16 protein-coding genes and 2 pseudogenes are annotated in these 18,660 nt (G+C 62.2%); 13 read left to right on the forward strand and 5 right to left on the reverse strand.

Going from position 1 to position 18,660, the window contains the following annotated elements; translation table 11 throughout:
- Window positions 1-24 precede the first annotated feature (24 nt).
- The 5 genes from AC1DDA_RS07655 to AC1DDA_RS07675 are packed head-to-tail and all read left to right on the forward strand — an operon-like array spanning window position 25 to window position 5,567.
- The gene (locus AC1DDA_RS07655; RefSeq protein WP_476795301.1) at window positions 25-1,068 is read left to right on the forward strand and encodes an ABC transporter substrate-binding protein; all 1,044 of its coding nucleotides are present in this window, start codon (window positions 25-27) and stop codon (window positions 1,066-1,068) included.
- A gap of 3 nt (window positions 1,069-1,071) precedes the next feature.
- Entirely contained in the window at window positions 1,072-2,766 is a 1,695-nt protein-coding gene (locus AC1DDA_RS07660) for an ABC transporter permease (RefSeq protein WP_476795302.1), read from the forward strand.
- Window positions 2,763-3,836 carry an ABC transporter ATP-binding protein gene (locus AC1DDA_RS07665; RefSeq protein WP_476795303.1) on the forward strand — a complete coding sequence of 358 codons (1,074 nt, stop codon included), beginning with the start codon at window positions 2,763-2,765 and terminating at the stop codon, window positions 3,834-3,836. Before AC1DDA_RS07660 ends, AC1DDA_RS07665 begins: the two co-directional genes overlap by 4 nt.
- Window positions 3,837-3,844: 8 nt before the next feature.
- Window positions 3,845-5,227 (forward strand): acyclic terpene utilization AtuA family protein, encoded by a 1,383-nt coding sequence (locus AC1DDA_RS07670; RefSeq protein ID WP_476795304.1) that lies wholly within the window; start codon window positions 3,845-3,847, stop codon window positions 5,225-5,227.
- A 1-nt stretch (window position 5,228) separates the two neighbouring features.
- Complete coding sequence (locus AC1DDA_RS07675) at window positions 5,229-5,567, forward strand: DUF4387 domain-containing protein (protein WP_476795305.1); 339 nt, start codon at window positions 5,229-5,231, stop codon at window positions 5,565-5,567.
- A 946-nt stretch (window positions 5,568-6,513) separates the two neighbouring features.
- Here AC1DDA_RS07675 and AC1DDA_RS07680 read toward each other — a convergent pair.
- Window positions 6,514-6,843, reverse strand: a complete 330-nt coding sequence (locus AC1DDA_RS07680; RefSeq protein ID WP_476795306.1) for a c-type cytochrome — start codon at window positions 6,841-6,843, stop codon at window positions 6,514-6,516.
- A 458-nt stretch (window positions 6,844-7,301) separates the two neighbouring features.
- Here AC1DDA_RS07680 and AC1DDA_RS07685 point away from each other — a divergent pair, with 458 nt between their 5' ends.
- From AC1DDA_RS07685 to AC1DDA_RS07700, 4 genes are all read left to right on the forward strand, one after another.
- Complete coding sequence (locus AC1DDA_RS07685) at window positions 7,302-7,919, forward strand: Hsp20/alpha crystallin family protein (protein WP_476795307.1); 618 nt, start codon at window positions 7,302-7,304, stop codon at window positions 7,917-7,919.
- Window positions 7,920-8,037: 118 nt separating this feature from the next.
- Window positions 8,038-8,478, forward strand: a complete 441-nt coding sequence (locus AC1DDA_RS07690; RefSeq protein WP_476795308.1) for a hypothetical protein — start codon at window positions 8,038-8,040, stop codon at window positions 8,476-8,478.
- 25 nt (window positions 8,479-8,503) lie between these two features.
- The gene (locus AC1DDA_RS07695; RefSeq protein WP_476795309.1) at window positions 8,504-9,334 is read left to right on the forward strand and encodes a universal stress protein; all 831 of its coding nucleotides are present in this window, start codon (window positions 8,504-8,506) and stop codon (window positions 9,332-9,334) included.
- 127 nt (window positions 9,335-9,461) lie between these two features.
- Window positions 9,462-10,109 carry a BON domain-containing protein gene (locus AC1DDA_RS07700; RefSeq protein ID WP_476795310.1) on the forward strand — a complete coding sequence of 216 codons (648 nt, stop codon included), beginning with the start codon at window positions 9,462-9,464 and terminating at the stop codon, window positions 10,107-10,109.
- Between the two features lie 1,157 nt (window positions 10,110-11,266).
- On the opposite strand, the gene AC1DDA_RS07705 is transcribed toward AC1DDA_RS07700, so the two are convergent.
- Complete coding sequence (locus AC1DDA_RS07705) at window positions 11,267-11,887, reverse strand: N-acetyltransferase family protein (RefSeq protein WP_476795311.1); 621 nt, start codon at window positions 11,885-11,887, stop codon at window positions 11,267-11,269.
- Window positions 11,888-12,074: 187 nt separating this feature from the next.
- Between AC1DDA_RS07705 and AC1DDA_RS07710 the strand changes: the two are divergent.
- Window positions 12,075-12,329, forward strand: a pseudogene (locus tag AC1DDA_RS07710) (phosphoketolase family protein); the annotation flags it as partial.
- 163 nt (window positions 12,330-12,492) lie between these two features.
- On the opposite strand, the gene AC1DDA_RS07715 reads toward AC1DDA_RS07710, so the two are convergent.
- Window positions 12,493-13,236, reverse strand: a complete 744-nt coding sequence (locus AC1DDA_RS07715) for a response regulator (RefSeq protein WP_441511525.1) — start codon at window positions 13,234-13,236, stop codon at window positions 12,493-12,495.
- A gap of 138 nt (window positions 13,237-13,374) precedes the next feature.
- Here AC1DDA_RS07715 and AC1DDA_RS07720 point away from each other — a divergent pair, with 138 nt between their 5' ends.
- Complete coding sequence (locus AC1DDA_RS07720) at window positions 13,375-14,127, forward strand: Crp/Fnr family transcriptional regulator (protein ID WP_476795312.1); 753 nt, start codon at window positions 13,375-13,377, stop codon at window positions 14,125-14,127.
- 9 nt (window positions 14,128-14,136) lie between these two features.
- Window positions 14,137-16,041, forward strand: coding sequence for a hybrid sensor histidine kinase/response regulator (locus AC1DDA_RS07725; protein WP_476795313.1), 1,905 nt, complete (start codon window positions 14,137-14,139; stop codon window positions 16,039-16,041).
- Between the two features lie 46 nt (window positions 16,042-16,087).
- On the opposite strand, the gene AC1DDA_RS07730 is transcribed toward AC1DDA_RS07725, so the two are convergent.
- Window positions 16,088-17,653: a bifunctional aminoglycoside phosphotransferase/ATP-binding protein gene (locus AC1DDA_RS07730; protein ID WP_476795314.1), complete on the reverse strand. Its 1,566-nt coding sequence runs from the start codon at window positions 17,651-17,653 to the stop codon at window positions 16,088-16,090.
- A gap of 286 nt (window positions 17,654-17,939) precedes the next feature.
- Window positions 17,940-18,263: pseudogene (locus AC1DDA_RS07735) on the reverse strand (MBL fold metallo-hydrolase); the annotation flags it as partial.
- 28 nt (window positions 18,264-18,291) lie between these two features.
- On the opposite strand from AC1DDA_RS07735, the gene AC1DDA_RS07740 reads away from it, so the two are divergent.
- Complete coding sequence (locus tag AC1DDA_RS07740) at window positions 18,292-18,528, forward strand: ChaB family protein (RefSeq protein WP_441511521.1); 237 nt, start codon at window positions 18,292-18,294, stop codon at window positions 18,526-18,528.
- The last annotated feature ends 132 nt before the right edge of the window (window positions 18,529-18,660 follow it).

Raw genomic sequence — 18,660 nt, forward strand, 5'->3', positions numbered from 1 at the left:
TTCGCTGATCGACGAGGTACTGCCGTGGCTCGACTGAACCGACGTCAAATCCTGACAATGCTTTCGCTTGCGGCTTCCGGCCTGCCGGCGCGCCTGTCCGCCCAGGAGCGGAATGCCGTCATCGAAGGCGCGAAGCGGGAGGGCCGGGTCAATTTCGCGAATTCGGCCTCCGCGCCCAACTTTCCGCAATTCATCCAGGCCTTCACGGCCCGCTATCCCTTCATCGATGCGACCACCGGGCTCTATTCGGCGCCAGCCGGGCGCGTGCTGGCGCGGGTCGATGCCGAACTCAAGGCGCGTGCGCTCACCTTCGACGTACTGCATGTCGCCAATCTCGCGCCCTATCTCGCGATGTCGCAGCGTGGGCAATTGCTGGGCTATCGCTCGCCGGAGCTCGATGCCTATCCGCCGGAAGCCTCCGATCGCGATCAATGGGCGATCGCGCGGATCGTCGGCGTCATCATGGCCTATAACCGCAATATCCTGCCGGCGGAGAAGGCGCCCAAGGCCTGGGCCGACCTGCTGAACCCGGAATTCAAGGGCCGCAAGCTCGTCATCCAGGATTCGGCTGCGGGCACCAGTTTCAACCAGATGTATCTGCTGGAGAAGCGACTCGGTGCCGATTTCATGCGGCGCTGGGGCCAGCAGGAGCCCGTCATCGTTTCCACCGCGGCCCAGCTCATCGACATGCTGGTGCGGGGTGAGGCGCTGGTCGGCGCCACGGTGGATCACTTCCGCGCCTTCGATCCCGATGCGGTCAAGGCGGGCATCGTCGGGGTCTACGCCAGCGAGGGCATGCCGCTCGCCACCGCCCCGGTCGCGATCTTCAAGGACGCGCCGAACCCGAACGCGGCGCGCCTGCTGGTCGACTTCACCCTCTCCGCCGAGGGGCAGACCTTGCTCAATACCGAGATCTTCAAGGTCTATTCGATGCGGCGCGGCGTTGCTCCGCCCACCGGGCAGACGCCGCTCGACCAGACGAAGCCGATGTTGCCGCAGGACCTGCCGGACTACGAGCGGGCCTCCCGCCGCTTCCCGGAAACCTTCGACCGCTATTTCAAGGCCTGAACCTTGCCCGCCCCTCCGTCACAGAAGGCCGGCCGCGTCAGACGCGGCGCCGGGCAGGAGCGGCTGCTTGCCGTCGCTCTCTCGGCGATCGTCGCCCTCATGGTGCTGGTGCCGCTCGTTGCGGTCGTCGTCGGTGCCTTCGGCGACGAGGACGGCTTCACCGTCACCGCGCTTGCCGATGTTCTCGCCTCGAGCCGCGTGCTCGGCAACACGCTGACGGTCGGCCTCGGCACGACGATCCTGGCCACGGGGCTGGGCGGGCTCCTCGCGATCATCCTGGTGCGGACCGACACGCCCTGGCGCGGCTGGCTGGAGCAGCTCGTGCTGCTGCCGCTCTACATCACGCCGCTGCTCACGGCGGTGGCCTGGTCCTGGCTGGGTTCGCCGCGCGGCGGGCTCATCAACCTGCTGGCGCAGAGTGGGCTCGGCCTGTCCGGATCACTCGTCAATCTGAATTCGGCCGGAGGCGTCGTCACCGTCGCGGCGCTGGCCTATGCCCCGCTGCCGTTCCTGCTGATCTCGGGCGCGCTGCGCGGCATGGACCCCGCGTTGGAGGAAAGCGCCCGCGTCCATGGCGCCTCGATCGCCGCCGCCTTCCGGCGCGTGACGGTGCCGCTGGCCTTGCCGGCATTGCTCGGCAGTGCGCTTCTCGTTTTCGTCCAGTCGCTCGGCCTGTTCAGCGTTCCCGCCGTGCTGGGGATGCCGGCAGGCTTCTATGTCGCGGGGACCGAGATCTACCGGCTGCTCAACAGCTATCCGCCGCGCGTCTCGCAGGCGGCCGGCTGGGGCCTGCTCCTGCTCATCGTCACGGCGGCGCTCGTCGCCCTGCAGGCGGCGATCCTGAAGCGCCGCTCCTATGTCACCATCACCGGCAAGGCCTTCCGCCCGCGCATCGTGCAGGTCGGCCGCTGGCGGCCTGTGCTGCTCGGGGTCGTGCTGCTCTATGTGCTGGCGGCCGTCGTCCTGCCCGTCGCGACCCTGTGCTGGGCTGCGCTGGTCAATTTCATCACGGTCGATCCGAAGCTGATGAGCTTCGACCTGCGCCACTTCGCCTACGTACTGTTCACCTATCCGAAGACGCTCCTGGCGGCGCGCAACAGCCTCGTCCTCGGCCTGCTCACCGCGACAATCATCTGCGCGCTCGGCCTCGCCATGGCATGGGTGATCGTGCGCTCACGTGGCACGGCGGCGCGCTTCCTCGACCAGGTCGGCATGATGCCGCTGGCGATCCCGCCGATCGTTCTCGCTCTCGGCCTGCTCTGGAGCTATGTCGGCCTGAGCTGGCTGCCGATCTACGGCACGATCGGCATCCTGCTGCTGGCCTATGTCACGCATTACCTGCCCTTCGGCCTACGGGCGCTGTCGAGCGCGGTCCGTCAGCTCCATCCGGAGCTCGAGGATGCGGCGCGCGTCTCGGGTGCCAGCCTGCTCGGCACCCTCAGACGCATCGTCCTGCCGCTGACCCGGCCGACGCTGGTCGCGACCTGGACATTGCTCTTCATCCTGTCGCTGCAGGAGATCTCCTCCTCGATCCTGCTCTACACGGCCCCGAGCACCGTGCTTTCCGTCGCTGTCTTCGACCTCTGGGATGCGGGCAACGTCAACGCGCTCGCCGCCCTCAGCGTCATGCAGCTCCTCGTCACCTTCGCCGCCCTCGCCGTCGTGGCGCGGCTTCGTCAGAAGGCGGTCGCCGCGTGAGCCCAGCATTCGTCAGCGTCGAGGATCTCGTCATCGCCTATGGCGACGTGCGCGCGGTCGACAAGGTGAGCTTCGGCATCGCCGCCGGCGAGCAGGTGACGCTGCTCGGCCCCTCCGGCTGCGGCAAGACCACGACGCTACGCGCCGTCGCCGGGCTGGAGCGGCCACGCGACGGGCGCATCCTCATAGACGGCAAGCCGGCCTTCGACGGCGGCGCCGGCATCGATGCGCCGCCCGAGAAGCGCAACCTGTCGATGGTGTTCCAATCCTACGCCATCTGGCCGCATATGACGGTCTTCGAGAACGTCGCCTTCCCCTTCCGCGTCCGCGGACGCCCCACTGCCGAGGTGAAGCCCGCCGTCAACAAGGCACTGGAGCTGGTCGATCTCGCCCGCTTCGCCGATCGCCCCGCGACCATGTTGTCCGGCGGTCAGCAGCAGCGCGTTGCGCTGGCGCGAGCCGTCGCCTTCGGCACCAAGCTCGTGCTCTTGGACGAACCTCTGTCGAATCTCGATGCGCAGCTCCGTCTTCAAATGCGCGACGAGCTCGCCGATCTGCGCAAGCGGCTCGGCTTCACCGCGCTCTACGTCACCCATGACCAGGAGGAGGCCTTCTCGCTCTCCGACTTCGTGGTGGTGATGCGCGGCGGGCGCATCGAGCAGGCCGGTCAGCCGCAGGAGATCTACCGCAATCCGCGGACCCGCTTCGTTGCCGAGTTCCTCGGCGTCCGCAATATCCTCCCCTGCGAGCTGACGAATGGCGGCGACGAAGTCCGCCTGCCCGACCAGACCGTGCTGCGGGGACGCGATGTCGAGCCCAAGGCCGCACCCGAGGCACCCGCCATCGCCTTCCGACCGGGCGATGTCCGCCTCGACGACCAGCCCGGCCCCGGACAAGGCGGCAGTGGCGTCGTCACGCGCTCGCTCTTCGTCGGCGACGTCCAGCACGTCTTCCTCAAATCCGGCCCGGTAGGGCTCTGCGCCCATGTCCGTCCCCGGCCTGGCCTCGAGGAGGGCAAAACCCTGTTCTGGCGCGTGGCGCCCGAAGATTGCCTGATCCTGCGCAAGTGAGACACGCCATGAAAACCGCAACCCTTCCCAACCGGGGCCTCAGGATTCTCTGCCCGAACGGCCATCTCGGCTTCGCGCCGAGCCGTCGCGGCTCCTTCGATCACGGCATCGAGGCCTCGCCCGATATCGTCGCTTGTGATTCCGGCTCTTGCGATATCGGCCCGGTCCCGCTCGGCATGGACGGGACGGCGAGCCCGCTCTCCTGGCAGCGCCACGATGTCGAGATGATGTTGCTCGGCGCCCGGCCGCGCGGCCTGCCGGTGATCATCGGCTCGGCTGGCGATACCGGCACCGACAGCCGCGTCGACCGCTTCGTCGATCTCGTCCAGGACATCGCCCGCGAGCACAAGCTGCCGCGCTTCAAGCTCGGCTATTTCTATTCGGAGGTCTCGAAGGAGACGGTGCGCGCCAAGATGGCCGCCGGCGGCACTATCGCCGGCCTGCCGGGTCGCGTCGACCTGACGCCGGCCGAGCTCGACGCCACCGACCGCATCGTCGCGGTCGCCGGCGTGCACCCTTACATCAAGCTGATGGACATGGGCGCCGACGTCATCATCGGCGGCCGCTCCAGCGACTGCGCGATTTTCGCCGCCCCCGCCATCCGCAAGGGCTATCCCGAGGCGCTGGCCTATTATTTCGGCAAAGTGATGGAGTGCGCTTCCTTCTGCGCCGAGCCCTATGGCGGCAAGGAATCGATCCTCGGCGAGATCACCATGGACGATGTCCGCGTCACCGCGATGCTGCCGGAGCAGCGCTGCACCGTCGCTTCTGTCGCCGGCCACGCCATGTATGAGCGCGCCAACCCCTATTACGAACATTTCGTCGGCGGCCATATCGACATGCGCGACTGCGTCTATGAGCAGCTCGACGAGCGCACGACGCGCGTGACCGGCCCGCGCTATGTCCCTGCCACCGATCTTCGGGTCAAGCTCGAAGGCTCCGGCAAGGTCGGCGAGCGCTATGTCGGGCTCGTCGGCATCCGCGACCCCTATACGGTCGCGCGGGTCGACGAGGTCATCGCCTGGGCGCGCCGGATGGTGCAGGAGCGCTTCGGCTCGGAAGGCTACCAGCTCTCCTACAATGTCTATGGGCGCGACGGCGTCATGGGCATGTTGGAGCCGCTGCGCGACAAGCCCGGCCACGAGCTCTGCGTCGTCGTCCAGGCCGTCGCGCCGACGCGCGAGCTGGCCGAAGAGATCTGCATCATGGGTACCCGCCAGATGTTCTATGCGCGGCTGCCCGACGTGAAGGGCACGGCCGGCGGCGTCGCCTTCCTGCTCGACGAAGTGATGCCGGCAAGCCCAGCCTATCGCTGGACGCTGAACCACACCATGCCGATCGCCGACCCGATGGAGCCTTTCCGGGTCCACATGACCGAAGCCGGAGTCTGACATGAGCCCCGCGAGCCGTCCCCTCTCAGCGATCGCCAAGACGATCCGCAGCAAGAATGCCGGCGTCGATCACATCACCTTCGACGTGATCTTCCCGGACCGCGCGAGCTACGACCATGTCAGGGCGAGCGGCGCGCTGTCGCCCGCGGCGGTCTGCCGCGTCTTCGGCATCGACCGCGCGCGACTAACCGACCATGTGGAGTTCGACCCGGCCTTCGCCATCAAGTTCACCATCGCACGCGAGAGCGGCAGCGGCACGCTCGGTGACGGCGACTTGTTCGGCAGCCAGCATTACGCGCCGCTGATCGACGTTCCGATTCCCGAGCCTGCTGCAAGCTAGAACTTGGAGCCAGCGGCACCACGATGCCGCTGGCTCCTCGGCGAATGAGGCGCAACGCCCGCTTCCGGGCGAGGCGCCAATGTCCGGACTTAGCGCAGCCTAGACGCGACCCGTGAAAACAATGAGCTTGGCCCTAGGCTGGATGACTGAGCCTCAGAGCCCGAACAGCCTCTCGAAGAAGTTCTTCTGGCGCTCGGCGTGCTGCCGCGATTGGCCCCGGCCGCTTTCGCCTGCACCAAGCCGCGGCGCAGCGCGACAAGGATCGCGCAGCGACTATTCTGGGCCAGTCCGAAGTCGGGTCCCTCGATGGCCCTCCATTCCGCATCGTAACCTAGACGCTCAAGTTCGGCATATACGGGGAACTGACGCACTCCGTGGGCCACCTGTCCACGAATCCTAGGCGCCGGTCGTAACAGGTGAATAGGCCCTAGCGGTTAGCGCGCCTGGCGCTCGATGTAAGCAATAAGATCAGCAATCTCGGAACGCGTGAGTGAGAGGTCCGGCATGCGCGAACGATGTGGGTCGCCAAGGAACGCTGCAAGCGTCGCTTCGTTGAAGCGCCCCGATCTACCTATCTGAGCGAAAGTCGGGACAGCGTCAGATGCTCGTCGTTGCCCCGGCGCAACAACGTGACATTCAGCGCACCAGCGCTCGGCAATCCGCTGTCCTTTGGCGCTATCCGCTGAGGCCGCCCCGCCAGCGGGTGCCAGGAGCGCAACTGCAACGACGCCCAAGTAAGCGCTACATCCACGTGTTGTTGCCATAATCGCACCCTCGCTCAAGTTCCGGTCACCAGCTCGTCGGCAAGCTTCACGCCGGCAATGACCTGACGGCAGCCAGGAACTCACCGAGGCAGCTAACCAGCGCCGGAAGGCCGCCCTGCCATCTAGTGCTCGGGCCCTCTTGCAAATTCGACACGCTCCCAACGCGTTTCTGCGATCGACAGTCACTGTTCGCTCTTCAAGCTGAGGATGTACGCGACGACATTTGCGATTTCGTCTGTCTCCAAGATCAGGTTCGGCATTGTAGGGTGTGACGTCTGGAGGAACGCATACAATGCCATCCCCGTCGTGGCGCGTGTGTTCGCGATCGCGGCGAAGGGCGGCGCCTTCGTATTGGGAGAAGATGGTTGCCCGCGCTCCACGGCATGACAAGCAGCGCAGGCCTCCCGCGCGAACGCCAATCCCTTCTGCGCGTCTCCCACCTGTTGTGCGCTCAAGCTTGCCGGCACAATCGAAAGGGCGGCACCAACCGCAAAGCTCCGAAGGCGTGCCATTATCAGACCCTCCTTCGCGCCAATTTTATTGGATAGAACGGCGGATGGCCAGATCGCCAACAGCGCGCTGATTTTCTGGCCGTCCTTAGATCCCATTGGTGGAGATGGTGCTCTTTGAAACTGCCTCTGCAAGCCATCGGATCGCGACGCAGCATCCTGGAACGGTACCGATCCGGCTCACGCGAGCTGCAAACTATAAATCCCCCAACACAAGACGGTTATAGCATCCCACCGGGCAAATTTTCCATACGAGCCCTGACGCAGCATCCTTCAGCTTCAGTTGGCCTACAATGCGCCAGGGTGTGCTTATCGCGCTAGAACGGCAGGCCCTGCTGGCAACTTGGGCGCAGCACAATGCCCCGCGGCCCCCCCCGCCTCGGACCAAGCTCTGTCGGCCTGCAATTTTGATTTTTCTCAAGGTGGCAAACAACGGTGCGTGTACCGTTTGAGGATCAGCCTTGGCTCAATTCGCCGGGCTTCGATCGGGCGGCATGACCGCAAGGATGCTGGGTGACGCCGCCCGCCATGTCTCACAGGAGGCTATTATGGCAGATGCAGCAACCAAGCTCCCCGTTGCAGGCGGAACGCACGAGCCTATCTCCCGCCAATCCGAGATGACTGGATTCGATCGCTTGTGGAGCGAGATGGATCGACTATTCGACAATTTTGGCATCCGCTCTGGCAGGCCCTTTGCAGCTCCACTGTCCTTCGATCTGTCGCTACCCCGCTTCGAACGCTTGGGGAGCGTTCCTGCTGTCGACGTTTCCAAAACAGCCGAGTTCTACAATATCACTGCGGAGCTTCCGGGCATCGCTCCGGCTGATGTTCAGGTCAAGTTCGCGGACGGGCTCCTGACCATCAGCGGAGAGAAGAAGAGCGAGAAGGAGCGCAAGGATCAGGACGCTTATGTCTCCGAGCGTCGCTACGGCTCGTTTGTCCGATCATTCCGGCTGCCGGACGACATCGTCAGCGACAAGATTGATGCTCGGTTTGCCAACGGCGTCCTGAGCATCGCAATCCCGCGACAGGCGCAAGCGCAGCCGAAAGAACAGCTCATCCCCGTCAAGGCAGCCTGACTGCTCCGGACAGTGCGGGCCGGCGCGGCCTAGCCCGCGGATAGATCAGCTAGCGCTCGGCGCCGGCCCGAGATGCCGAAACGTTTGAAATTGACAGTATTCGATCGTGAGAAGTCCCATGCTGTATCACGTAACACTCCATCTCGCGCGCACCGCCAACTATCCCGACGGTCATCCGGGCTGCGGCTATGAGATTCATGCCCCACTCGACTCGACACTGCATCTCGACGCGAAAGCTTGGAGACGGAGCCGCGAAAAGTGCCGCGTGCGGCGCTTCTGGACCGGCGAATCCGACCGCTACGGCTGGCTGATGCACCGGGCCGACGGGTCAGGCGGCGCGACATGGAGCATCGCCGACGACGATACCAGCACGGCAGACGACGAACCTGGCTATAGGATTGAAGGGCACCGCTTTGGAGCGGGCGATCATATCTCAATCAGAGAATCCGACGATGGGGAGCTACTGCCGTTTCGAGTTGCCTCCCTGAAACTGAAACCACCGCCTACGCGGATTGAGAAGCCAATCTGCGCCTCCGCGCTGCACCGCCGTTCGGCCTGACAGCCGCATTCGAAAGGCCCTTGCGATGGCTTCGACAATTCGAAATTTCGCAAGCATCATGGTTTGCGTTGGGCTGTCGAGCAGCGCTGAAAATCGTGTTGCGCTGGCCGCTTCGCTCGCGTCCCGTTTCGGCAGCCACCTGATCGGCATAGCCGCCGAAGAGGCAACGCTTCCCTATCTCGAAGATGGTCTAGCGACGGCACGCTCGATCCTTATCGAGAACGCGCGCAACGCGGCCCTAGAAGACTTGGCGCAGGCAGAGGCAAATTTCAGACGCGGTGCCAGCCATCTTTCCGATATTGAATGGCGTAGCAATGTTCAAAGCCCGCTGGACTTCATCGCCAGCCAAGCACGAGCGGTCGATCTCATCATCGTCACAAGGTCATCTTCGGGCACTTCCCGCCGCCTCATGACGATCGACCCAGGCGATGCCGTGTTGGGACTGGGGCGGCCGGTACTCGTGGTCCCGCACGACAGCCGAGAAGTTCTGGCCCGTAGCATCATCGTCACCTGGAAGGATACGCGGGAAGCGCGGCGCGCCGTGCTTGATGCTCTGCCATTTCTCCAACGCGCTGAAACCGTGACTGTTCTTTCTGTTGGGGAGGAAACAAGTGTCAAGGGCACAGAGGATGTCTGCACGCATCTGGCACGACATGGGGTCACCGCTCGGCATTTGATCCGTGCGTCGGGATCCGGCTCCTGCGCCGATGCCATCGTGAATGCTGCGTTGGAGGAGGGTAGCGACCTGATAGTATCGGGCGCTTACGGGCACTACCGCACGTTTGAATGGATTTTCGGAGGTGTTACGGGCGACCTTCTCAAAAATTCGCCCGTCCCCCTTTTTATGTCTCATTGAATTTGGAGAAAAATTATTCGACTAATACGGACGGTAAAGAGAAATATATTTGTAAATTGATAATAATCAAATTCAATTTGGTACGACACTTTAGAATACCAATCGTATCGAAACGCAGGAGGTCGCCATGAGTGATCTATCACTTCGCGAAAGCGTGCTGAACGAGCTGGAATTCGAACCCAGCATCAATGCGGCGCATATCGGCGTCGCCGCCGACAACGGCGTCGTCACTTTATCCGGGCATGTCGGCAGCTTCGCCGAGAAGTTGATGGCAGAGCGTGTCGTCCAACGGGTGAAAGGCGTCCGAGCCATCGCGCAGGAGATCGAGGTCCGTTGGCCGTCACATCAGAAGTCCAATGATGACGAAATCGCGCAGCGGGCGCTCAAGATCATCGAATGGGACACCACCATTCCCAACGGCAAGGTCCAGCTCAAGGTCCAGAAGGGCTGGGTCACCCTGACCGGCGAGGTTGCCTGGTACTTCCAAAGCAGCGCCGCAGAATCCGCCGTTCGGAAGTTGTCGGGCGTGATCGGGATCACCAACAACATCGTCATCAAGCCCGCCGTCCAAGCCGGTGACATCAAGCATCGGATCGAGGACGCGTTGAAACGCAACGCGGAACTCGAGGCGAACCAGATCCGCGTGCTCGTATCGGGCGGTCGTGTGACCCTCGAGGGAAAGGTGAGTGCCTGGCACGAACGCGTGCTCGCCGAGCGAGCCGCCTGGGCGGCCCCTGGCGTCAATGTCGTCGTGGATCATCTCGCGGTCGCCTGAGGAGCCTCCCAAAAAGCGTCAGACCGGCTGAGATGGGCGTCTCGGCCGGTCCCTTTGAACAGTCTCGAAGGCTGATTGATGGCAAGGAGCGATCATGCCTGCGACCCGGCTGACGATAAGCGAAGTGCGAAGCGTTCGGCGAACGCACTCCGCTTCGATTCCGGCCTACCTGATGCGCGACGACGGGAGCGTTCTTCGGATTTGGCCCAGCGGAAAAATCGAGCGGATCGACACGCTGCGGGGCGGCCCTTTGCAGGAGAAGCGAGATAGGAGGCCAGGCCGCCACCCGAAACCGCCTGATTGCCGTCCGCGAACTCGGTGAGAGAGTTCCCTGCCAAGCAAGAGGGCCGTTCGGCCATGAGGGATCTCAAGAGATCCGGCTGAATTCGTGCCCTCGGCATTGCCCCGCTGCAATCCGCTTTGCTCGACATCAAAGGACAGTCACAGCCAAACACGTTGGGCAGTGTTCATCCGTCTCGGCTATAATGTTAACGTCATGCGACGCGTGAGGTCGATTATGAAAGGCAACCAGGATACAAAATCAGACTACGATCAATGCAACACACTTCTGTTGAGCGCGTATTTCTGTATCATGGGTCAATCCTCAATCGATAATCATCTTCGAAAATATATTGAAGACGCGCTGACGGAATTGCTTAAGACACAAAACCGAAAAGCACCGTCCAACATTATACCATTTCAACGCAAGTATCGTAAAAGCAGATAGCAAGCCGCCCGATACCGGCGGCTCAAGCGACCTTGCCGGATAGCATCGTCTCGAGATGATTGAGCAGTGCGAATTGCGCTGCCAGGATCGCACCCGGTCGATCTCCGGAGATCGGTGGATTCGACCGCTGCCGCGCGGCATTCGCTCTCGACTTCGGTTCTGCAACGAAAGCGCTCCGTGTCCAGATCGCATTCGACGGCGAACACTTCGACAACCTTCCCTCCCGTTGCCGAATTCGCCGGAGCGGAGCGAGGGGCTCCTCGGGGACGTCTCCTAGCCCACGAGCCCGGCGCGCACACCCTTCCGTTCCTCAACGACCTCCAATTGCTCACGCACCGTCAAAGGGATCCGGATGCTACCAAACGGACCCCATCAGGTCGGCGGGTTGCTGCCGAGTGCTGGGACTTTCGGCCACCGCCCCTGTCCAAGATTACTTGAATTTCTTTCTGAGCACGACAAGACGAACATCGTCGGGGCATTCATCAACCTCGAACCCCTGCTCGATCTCGATCTCGATTGCTTCGTGATTTTGTCGATCCTCGAGAGATTCGACGGCTTTCACGCCCTTATTCTCGGCGAACTTGCAAATGTGCCTTAGCAGCTCCCAGCCCACGCCTCTATGCTTATATTCGCGTCGGATCGAGATCGCGACCTCCCCTTTCTTCAAGTCGGCGTCGCAAGCGAGCATGCCGGCGGCGACGATCTTCTTCCCGTCATCGGTGAAGGCGATGAAGTTTTCGGTCTGCCTGTCCTCGAGCTTCGTCATGGCCGCCAAGCGATCATGTCCGACCTCCTTGACCGTGGTCAGAAAGCGAAAGCGCAGATCCTCGGGCGTCACGTGCCGGAAGAATTCGGCCAGTCCCGCTTCGTCGTCGGGGCGGGCGGGCCTTACGAGAAACCGGAAACCCGCTCGCGTGTCGAGGTAGCGGCTCAAAACGTCGGTCATCATGAGATTTCCCTCCAATCGCGGGCGATCGAGAATACGGAATTCGGCGGCTCGGCATTTCTGGCGGACCACGAACAGATCGACGCCACGATGATGGTCGATCATCCCTGCGCGGATCTGCTCTTTCGTACTCTCCGAGTGACGGATCCGCTTTGCTTAAAATCAAAGCGGACGGCGTTGGCGCGGTCGTATCGATTTCTCTTCTGAAGCCCCTTGATGGAGCACGGCAATGACCTTTGGGGACATCGATACCGTGACGCACTCAGCTCTGGGTTCCGGGGAGATCGCGTTGATGCAGGCGTGGTGGCGGGCCGCTAACTATCTCTCGGTCGCGCAAATTTACCTGTCGGATAACCCACTGCCGCGCGAGCCTCTGGAGATCGAGCACATCAAGCCACGGTTGCTCGGCCATTGGGGCACGACCCCCGGTCTGAACTTTATCTATTTGCACCTAAATCGCATCATCAGCGCCCGAAATCTCGACATCCTCTTCCTTGCCGGGCCGGGGCATGGCGCGCCGGGTGTGGTGGCGAGCACGCTGATCGAGCACGGGCGCTATATCCGCCAGCACGGTGTTGACATGCCGGAGGTGAGCGATTGGCAGTGGTCCCCGGCCCGGTGAAGGTTGCCGGGCGTCCGATCCGAGCTCGCATCCCCTTGACCAATCTAAAGTGGCTTTCGTGAACTTCGCTCCGCGCCAGCTTGATAATTTACGTCGCGTCGACCGAACGCTGCCCGGTGAAGACGTATCCCACTCCGCGAACGGATTTGATCAGGACCGTCGGATTTTTGCCCAGCTCGATCTTCCTGCGCAGGCGCGAGATCTGCGCGTCGATCGCCCGGTCGAAAGCTTCGTAATTTCGGCCTTTCGTCAAATTCATCAACGTATCGCGAGAGAAAACGCGGCCGGGATGCTTGGCCATCACGAGGAGAATATTGAATTCTCCCGTCGTCAGCGCAACATCCGACCCCTCCGGGGTGACAAGACGGCGCTCCTGAGGATCGAGAATCCATCCATTGAATCGAATGACTTCTGCGCCTTCACCATCGACCGCTTGCACCGGGAGCGGATGGTGTCGGCGCAATACCGTGCGCAACCTCGCCAAGACTTCTCGCAGGTGGAACGGCTTTGCAATGTAGTCATCCGCCCCCATTTCCAGCCCGACGATCCTGTCCACGACGTCATCCCGCCCTGTCAGCATGATGATGGGTACATCCGACTTGCCGCGGATCTCTCGGGCGAGCATCAGTCCGTCCTCTCCGTTGCCGAGGATCAGGTCCAGCAGGACGATGTCGATCGCGTTGCGCTGTAGCGCGTCTCTCATTCCGCGTCCGTCGGCCACCGCACTGACATGGTATCCTTCCTCCTCGAAGTAGCGGATCAGCATCTGGCGGATACGGGGATCGTCGTCCACGACCAGAACATGGGCGGCTCGGGTTGTCGGCTCGGCCATCGCGGGTTGCACCGATTGGACGACGGATCGGATGTTACAATCCGTAACAATTTTAGACGCACGCTAACACGCAGACCTTGGCGGCGCCATGCGTCGCCGCTTTCCTCCCGTCGCCAGATCGAAGCAGAGGATAGCGCTATGCTCATCGTGAATGCGGCGTCCAATTTTCCTTCCCCATTGCCCATCGTCACAAACAGCGAACCGAAACCCGGATTGTTAGGCCTCTTCAGCCAGCAGCCTCTCGAAACGTTCGGGCGTGGCCAGACCGTTTGCCGGGACGGCGATCCAGCGATGCACGTCTTCAAGATCGTGGCCGGACTCGTCCGCGTTTCCAAGATTCTCAGCGATGGCAGTCGCGTCATCACGGGCTTCTTCTATCCCGGCGAAATCTTCGGCCTTTCTCCGGCCGAACACTTTCTCGGTGACGCCGAGGCCGTCGGAGAGGTGAAACTCCGGCGTTTGAATCGGAATCGCTTTCAGCAGGCGGTCGACAGCTCCGAACAATTGCGCCCCCAATTCATCAACTGGCTGTGCCAGGAGATGGCGAGTGCGCAGGCAAGACTGGTGCTGCTGGCACGCAAGAAGGCCGAAGAGCGCGTGTGCGATCTCCTGGTCATGCTCGCGAGACGTGCAGGCAACGACGACGACCCGGCCACCGAGATCGAAATCCCGATCAGCCGCGTCGACATGGCAGACTATCTCGGCCTCACGATCGAAACAGTATCGAGAACGATGACGAATCTGATCAAGCGGGGGGTCATTCAGTCCATCGCGCGCTATCGGTTTACGATTCGCAAGCCGACACTCTTGAGGAGCCTTGCCGATGGCGGAGACGAACACGATGATCTGCACCGCAGACCTCCCCGCCAACAGACCACGCGAACGCATTGACGTGTGACCATGACGGTAACGCGCGGGCCAAGGGCGATCAGTCAGCGGAGCCTGGTTCAGGTTCTCGATGACGCCAATATCCTGGTCTACGAGTTCGACGGCACGATAATTCGTTGGAGCGGTGGCTGCGAGGATCTCTACGGTTGGACCACCCGGGAGGCTCTCGGTCGGAATGTCCGCCAGCTCCTGAGGACGGAATTTCCGCAGCCCCTCGATGAAATCCTCGCGGAATTGCGCCGGGACGGAACCTGGAAGGGAGAGCTGACCCAGCGCCACAGGGACGGACGCTCGATATCCGTGGTCAGCCGATGGGTGATCGTAACCGGGCAGGCCCCCGGCGACCTGATCGTCCTTGCAACCAATATCGACATCAGCGACCTGAAAAACGCGCAGACCGCCCTTGCCTCTCGCCAGTCGCACCTGCTCTCCATCCTCGAAACAGTGCCGGAAGCCATGGTGGTGATCGACGAAGCCGGTATCGTGATGTCCTTCAGCAAGGCCGCGGAGAGGCTGTTCGGGTACATGGCCGACGAAGTCTGCGGGCAAAACGTCAAGGTCCTCATGCCCGATCCCGATCGGAGGCGGCATGACGGATACATCAATCGCTACCTCACGACCGGCGAACGGCGAATCATCGGGTTTGGGCGCGTAGTCTCCGGCCAACGCAAGGACGGAACGACATTTCCAATGGAACTCGCAGTTGGGGAAGCCGAAGCCAGCGGCAAGCGCATTTTTACCGGCTTCGTCCGCGATCTGACCAGCCGACACCGGATGGAGGAGGAATTGCGCCAATCCCAGAAGATGGAGGCCATCGGTCAGCTCACCGGCGGGATCGCGCACGACTTCAACAACCTGCTGACGGTGATCAGCGGGAACCTGGAGATGATCGAACGACGTCTCGAAGACGGCCGGTTGCGAGACCTGCTACGCGAGGCACAGGGAGCGGCCGATGATGGAGCCAAACTCACGGGCCAACTTCTCGCCTTCGGCCGGCGGCAAGCCCTCAATGCAAAACTCACGGATATAGAGCAGCTCGTGTCGACGTTCGCCGAGCTGCTGCGGAGAACTCTTGGCGAAACCATCGAATTGCAGACCGTCGCCACCGGCCATTCTCTGACGGCGCTCGTCGACACGACCCAGTTGCAAAATGCATTGCTGAACCTTGCTCTCAATGCCCGGGACGCGATGCCGCGCGGCGGACGCCTCAAGGTTGAGACCGCGCGAATTCACCTCGATCCCGACTATGTCCGGATGTACCCGCAGGTTCGGCTGGGCGACTACGTTCTTATCAGCGTCTCCGATACCGGATTCGGGATGACCGAAGAGGTCAAGCAACGCGCATTCGACCCCTTCTTCACCACGAAAGGTGTGGGCGCCGGGACGGGGCTCGGACTCAGCATGGTCTACGGCTTCGCACGTCAATCCGGCGGCCACATCCAACTGTACAGCGAACTCAACGAGGGAACGACCGTCCGATTGTTTCTTCCCGCCGCCAATCCGGAACGCGTTGCCGATACGAGCAACATCGATCCGGTTCCTGCCGTTAAGCCGCGCGCGGACGAATGTATCCTCGTGGTCGAGGACGATGCCCGCGTACGAAAGGTCGTCATCGCGCGCCTCGAAGAGGAAGGATATCGCGTCATCCAGGCAGCCGACGGCAAGGAAGCGCTGTCGCTGATTGCCGAGCACCCAGAAATCCGACTACTTTTCACCGACATTATCATGCCCGGAGGCATGTTCGGCGATGAACTTGCCAGGGAAGCTCGCCTTCTTCGCCCGGGCCTGAAGGTCCTCTTCACATCCGGCTATGCCGAACCCAGCCTCGCCGGACGCGAGCTCGCGGAAGGAAGCTGGCTCAAGAAACCATATACCGCGCGGGAGCTGGCCACGCGCCTGCGCATGCTGCTCGACTGAAGTTCCACGCAAGCACGACGGCAAGCCTATGCCTACACCGCACGTGTCACTGGTCGCGCATAGATTGGACTGGCCAAACCGCCGGGGCTCCAGCGTGTAACCCGATCGCTGCAAAAGCGGCCGTGGCGACGATGCCGATGTTCTCCTGTGCCGCGATTCTCGTCCATTCCGTCGCTGCCCCATGCCGGGAAATCTGATCGATTACGACGCTGGGCGTGGCATCGGATGGATCACCACGGCGCGCCGAGACGCGCTCCAAAAGCATCTCTCGCGACGCCTGGAGCCAAAGCCCGCAAAAAGGCACCCCGGCACGTCGAGCCACCTCCCCGATCCGCTCGCGATCGATCCGGTGGTCGAACACGGCGTCGGCGATGGCGGCATGACCCTGCATCAACGCCATATCCGCTGTCTGCATCATAGCCGAGTAGCTTCGAACGGAGACATCCACACTATAGGCATCCGTCGGTAGTCGGGTCTCTACCGGAACGCCATACAGCTTTTTTCGAATGCGATCCGTCGCGGCTATGCGGGCGCCTGGAGGCGGCCCCAGCATTGGCGCGAGCCTCGCTGCAAGCGTTGACTTCCCCGAACCTGAATAGCCGCCCACGGCGGCCAGCAGAGGAGTTCCGGCTCGTAGCAGGCGGCGGCAAAGGTCGAGATAGCCTCTCGCCTCGCTCAACCGGTCGGACTCCGGTCTCCCACTGTTGACCGCAACGACATGAGCGCGGACCGCCGCTCTGACCGCCATGAAGAATGGCAGCAGTCGGATTCCAAGTTCGTCGTCGAAGGCGTCGAGATAGCGATTGAAAAGGACGTTCGCGAGCGCTTCAAGCTTGCGGTGCCAGAGGTCCATGAGAACGAACGCGAGATCATAGAGAACATCCACGGTCGCCAGGTCCTCATCGAACTCGAGGCAATCGAAGAGCAACGGTTTGCCCTCGGACAGACAGATGTTGCGCAGATGCAGGTCGCCATGCCCGCGCCGGACCTTTCCCTCGCGAGCCCTCTGGTCCAGCAAGCCCGCATGACGCGCGAGCGCTTCCCGACAGCCCGTCACGACGGGTTCGATTTGGCTGCGCGAGAGAATATCCGCATCGGCGAAAGCTCGCTCATTGACAGCAAGTACGCGCTCCATCCGCTTGGCCCCCTCGCCATCCGACGAGACGGGCGCTGCTCGATGAAATCGAGCGATCGCGCCCGCGAGCTCAGAGATGTCGGACGTGATCAAACGGTCCCGTTGCGCCATTCGATCGAAGAGGAAGGTGTCATTGAAGCGTTCCATTTCCAGAACGGCGTCGACCAGCTCTCCGAGGCCGTTCAACGCGAGCTCGCCGTTTCGTTCGCGCGTAATGCGATGGACCGCGCGATAGAGACCCGGAGCCGTCCGACGGTTCAGCATCAGTTCGTGCTCGCACATCGCCAACCGCCGTTCCGGCGTCGATAGGTCCACGTAGGCGAGCTTGACCACGCGTTTCAGCTTGAGGGCGCGGGATCCGATCAGCAAGACGACCGAAATGTGGGTGGAGATCAGTTCCATCCACTCCGCTCCACCGCCGAAAGTGTCGCATGAACCGAGGAAGCAGATCGTTTCATTCTGGCTGGTCATCTGCATGACGAGTCTCCGGACGAAGAATCACTATCGTGCCGCCCAGAGAAATCTCCTTGATACTCGTCAAGCAGGCCTCTTCGCATCTCCGAAACGTAGGCAGAACCAGCCCATCGCAATCGCGTCGCTTTAGGAACTGGGCTTCCTCCTTGACGATGATCAAGGACTGCCGACGGGCTGCGTCTGCGGACCTTCATCAGTCTCATTCGCGAAGTTATGTCCCGCTAAGACAATCCCGCGGATCGGCTGCCATCGAGCGGCCAAAGCTCACTCGGACATGAGAGCCTTCCGTACCGAGCGTCCCCTGCGCTTGGAAGCCGACGAACAGGATCGTCGCGGTACCGCGCCACAGCCATTCCTTCAAATGATGCCGTATGCGTCCCGCATCGCACATGCCGCTTGCTGCGATCACGATATGAAAGCCGCGAAAGCGGTCGATGGCCTTGCTTTGCTCGACGGATTCCGTGAACCGGACTTGGCGATCCTGCAAGGTCTCGAGCAAGGCGTCACCGTTGGCCATGTCGCCCGCGTGTTTCTCGAAGACCCCGCTCGCCTTGGTCGCAAGCGGTGAATCGACGAATATCGGCGCCGTCGGGATGCTGCCTGTCTTCATCAGCGCAGCGTCGCGCTCGGAGGACTTCTCCATGCCCTATGCCGCTAACATGGACCTGCCGCCAACGGTGCGCGGTCATCTGCCCGAGCATGCTCAGGATATCTACCGCGCAACCTTCAACCATGCCTTTGCTTCCCATGCTGCCGATGCCGAACGCGAGGAAATCGCCCACCGCATCGCCTGGGCCGCGGTCAAGCGCTCCTACGCGAAAGATGGCGATCATTGGGTTCTCCTCGGTGACCACGCCGTCTCGGCGAAACGACCATAGTCGACGGATTTCTTGGGAGATCGTTTCGGAAATTGCGGCGCTCTCGGGCGTGATATTCGATGAACGCGTGAGGTACTCGCCCGCATCGCCGCCGAAAATGTTCCCGGCGTGACAGCCATCAAGGGTCAGCTT

The sequence above is a fragment of the Allobosea sp. 10N428 genome, assembly GCF_056394545.1.

Bases quoted from the DNA above. Each gene is read 5' to 3' on its own strand.
- AC1DDA_RS07725 (WP_476795313.1), top strand. From the start codon at position 14,137: ATGACGGTAACGCGCGGGCCAAGGGCGATCAGTCAGCGGAGCCTGGTT.
- AC1DDA_RS07675 (WP_476795305.1), top strand. From the start codon at position 5,229: ATGAGCCCCGCGAGCCGTCCCCTCTCAGCGATCGCCAAGACGATCCGC.
- AC1DDA_RS07680 (WP_476795306.1), bottom strand. From the start codon at position 6,843: ATGGCACGCCTTCGGAGCTTTGCGGTTGGTGCCGCCCTTTCGATTGTG.
- AC1DDA_RS07670 (WP_476795304.1), top strand. From the start codon at position 3,845: ATGAAAACCGCAACCCTTCCCAACCGGGGCCTCAGGATTCTCTGCCCG.
- AC1DDA_RS07700 (WP_476795310.1), top strand. From the start codon at position 9,462: ATGAGTGATCTATCACTTCGCGAAAGCGTGCTGAACGAGCTGGAATTC.
- AC1DDA_RS07705 (WP_476795311.1), bottom strand. From the start codon at position 11,887: ATGATCGACCATCATCGTGGCGTCGATCTGTTCGTGGTCCGCCAGAAA.
- AC1DDA_RS07715 (WP_441511525.1), bottom strand. From the start codon at position 13,236: ATGGCCGAGCCGACAACCCGAGCCGCCCATGTTCTGGTCGTGGACGAC.
- AC1DDA_RS07720 (WP_476795312.1), top strand. From the start codon at position 13,375: ATGCTCATCGTGAATGCGGCGTCCAATTTTCCTTCCCCATTGCCCATC.
- AC1DDA_RS07740 (WP_441511521.1), top strand. From the start codon at position 18,292: ATGCCCTATGCCGCTAACATGGACCTGCCGCCAACGGTGCGCGGTCAT.
- AC1DDA_RS07690 (WP_476795308.1), top strand. From the start codon at position 8,038: ATGCTGTATCACGTAACACTCCATCTCGCGCGCACCGCCAACTATCCC.
- AC1DDA_RS07730 (WP_476795314.1), bottom strand. From the start codon at position 17,653: ATGCAGATGACCAGCCAGAATGAAACGATCTGCTTCCTCGGTTCATGC.
- AC1DDA_RS07695 (WP_476795309.1), top strand. From the start codon at position 8,504: ATGGCTTCGACAATTCGAAATTTCGCAAGCATCATGGTTTGCGTTGGG.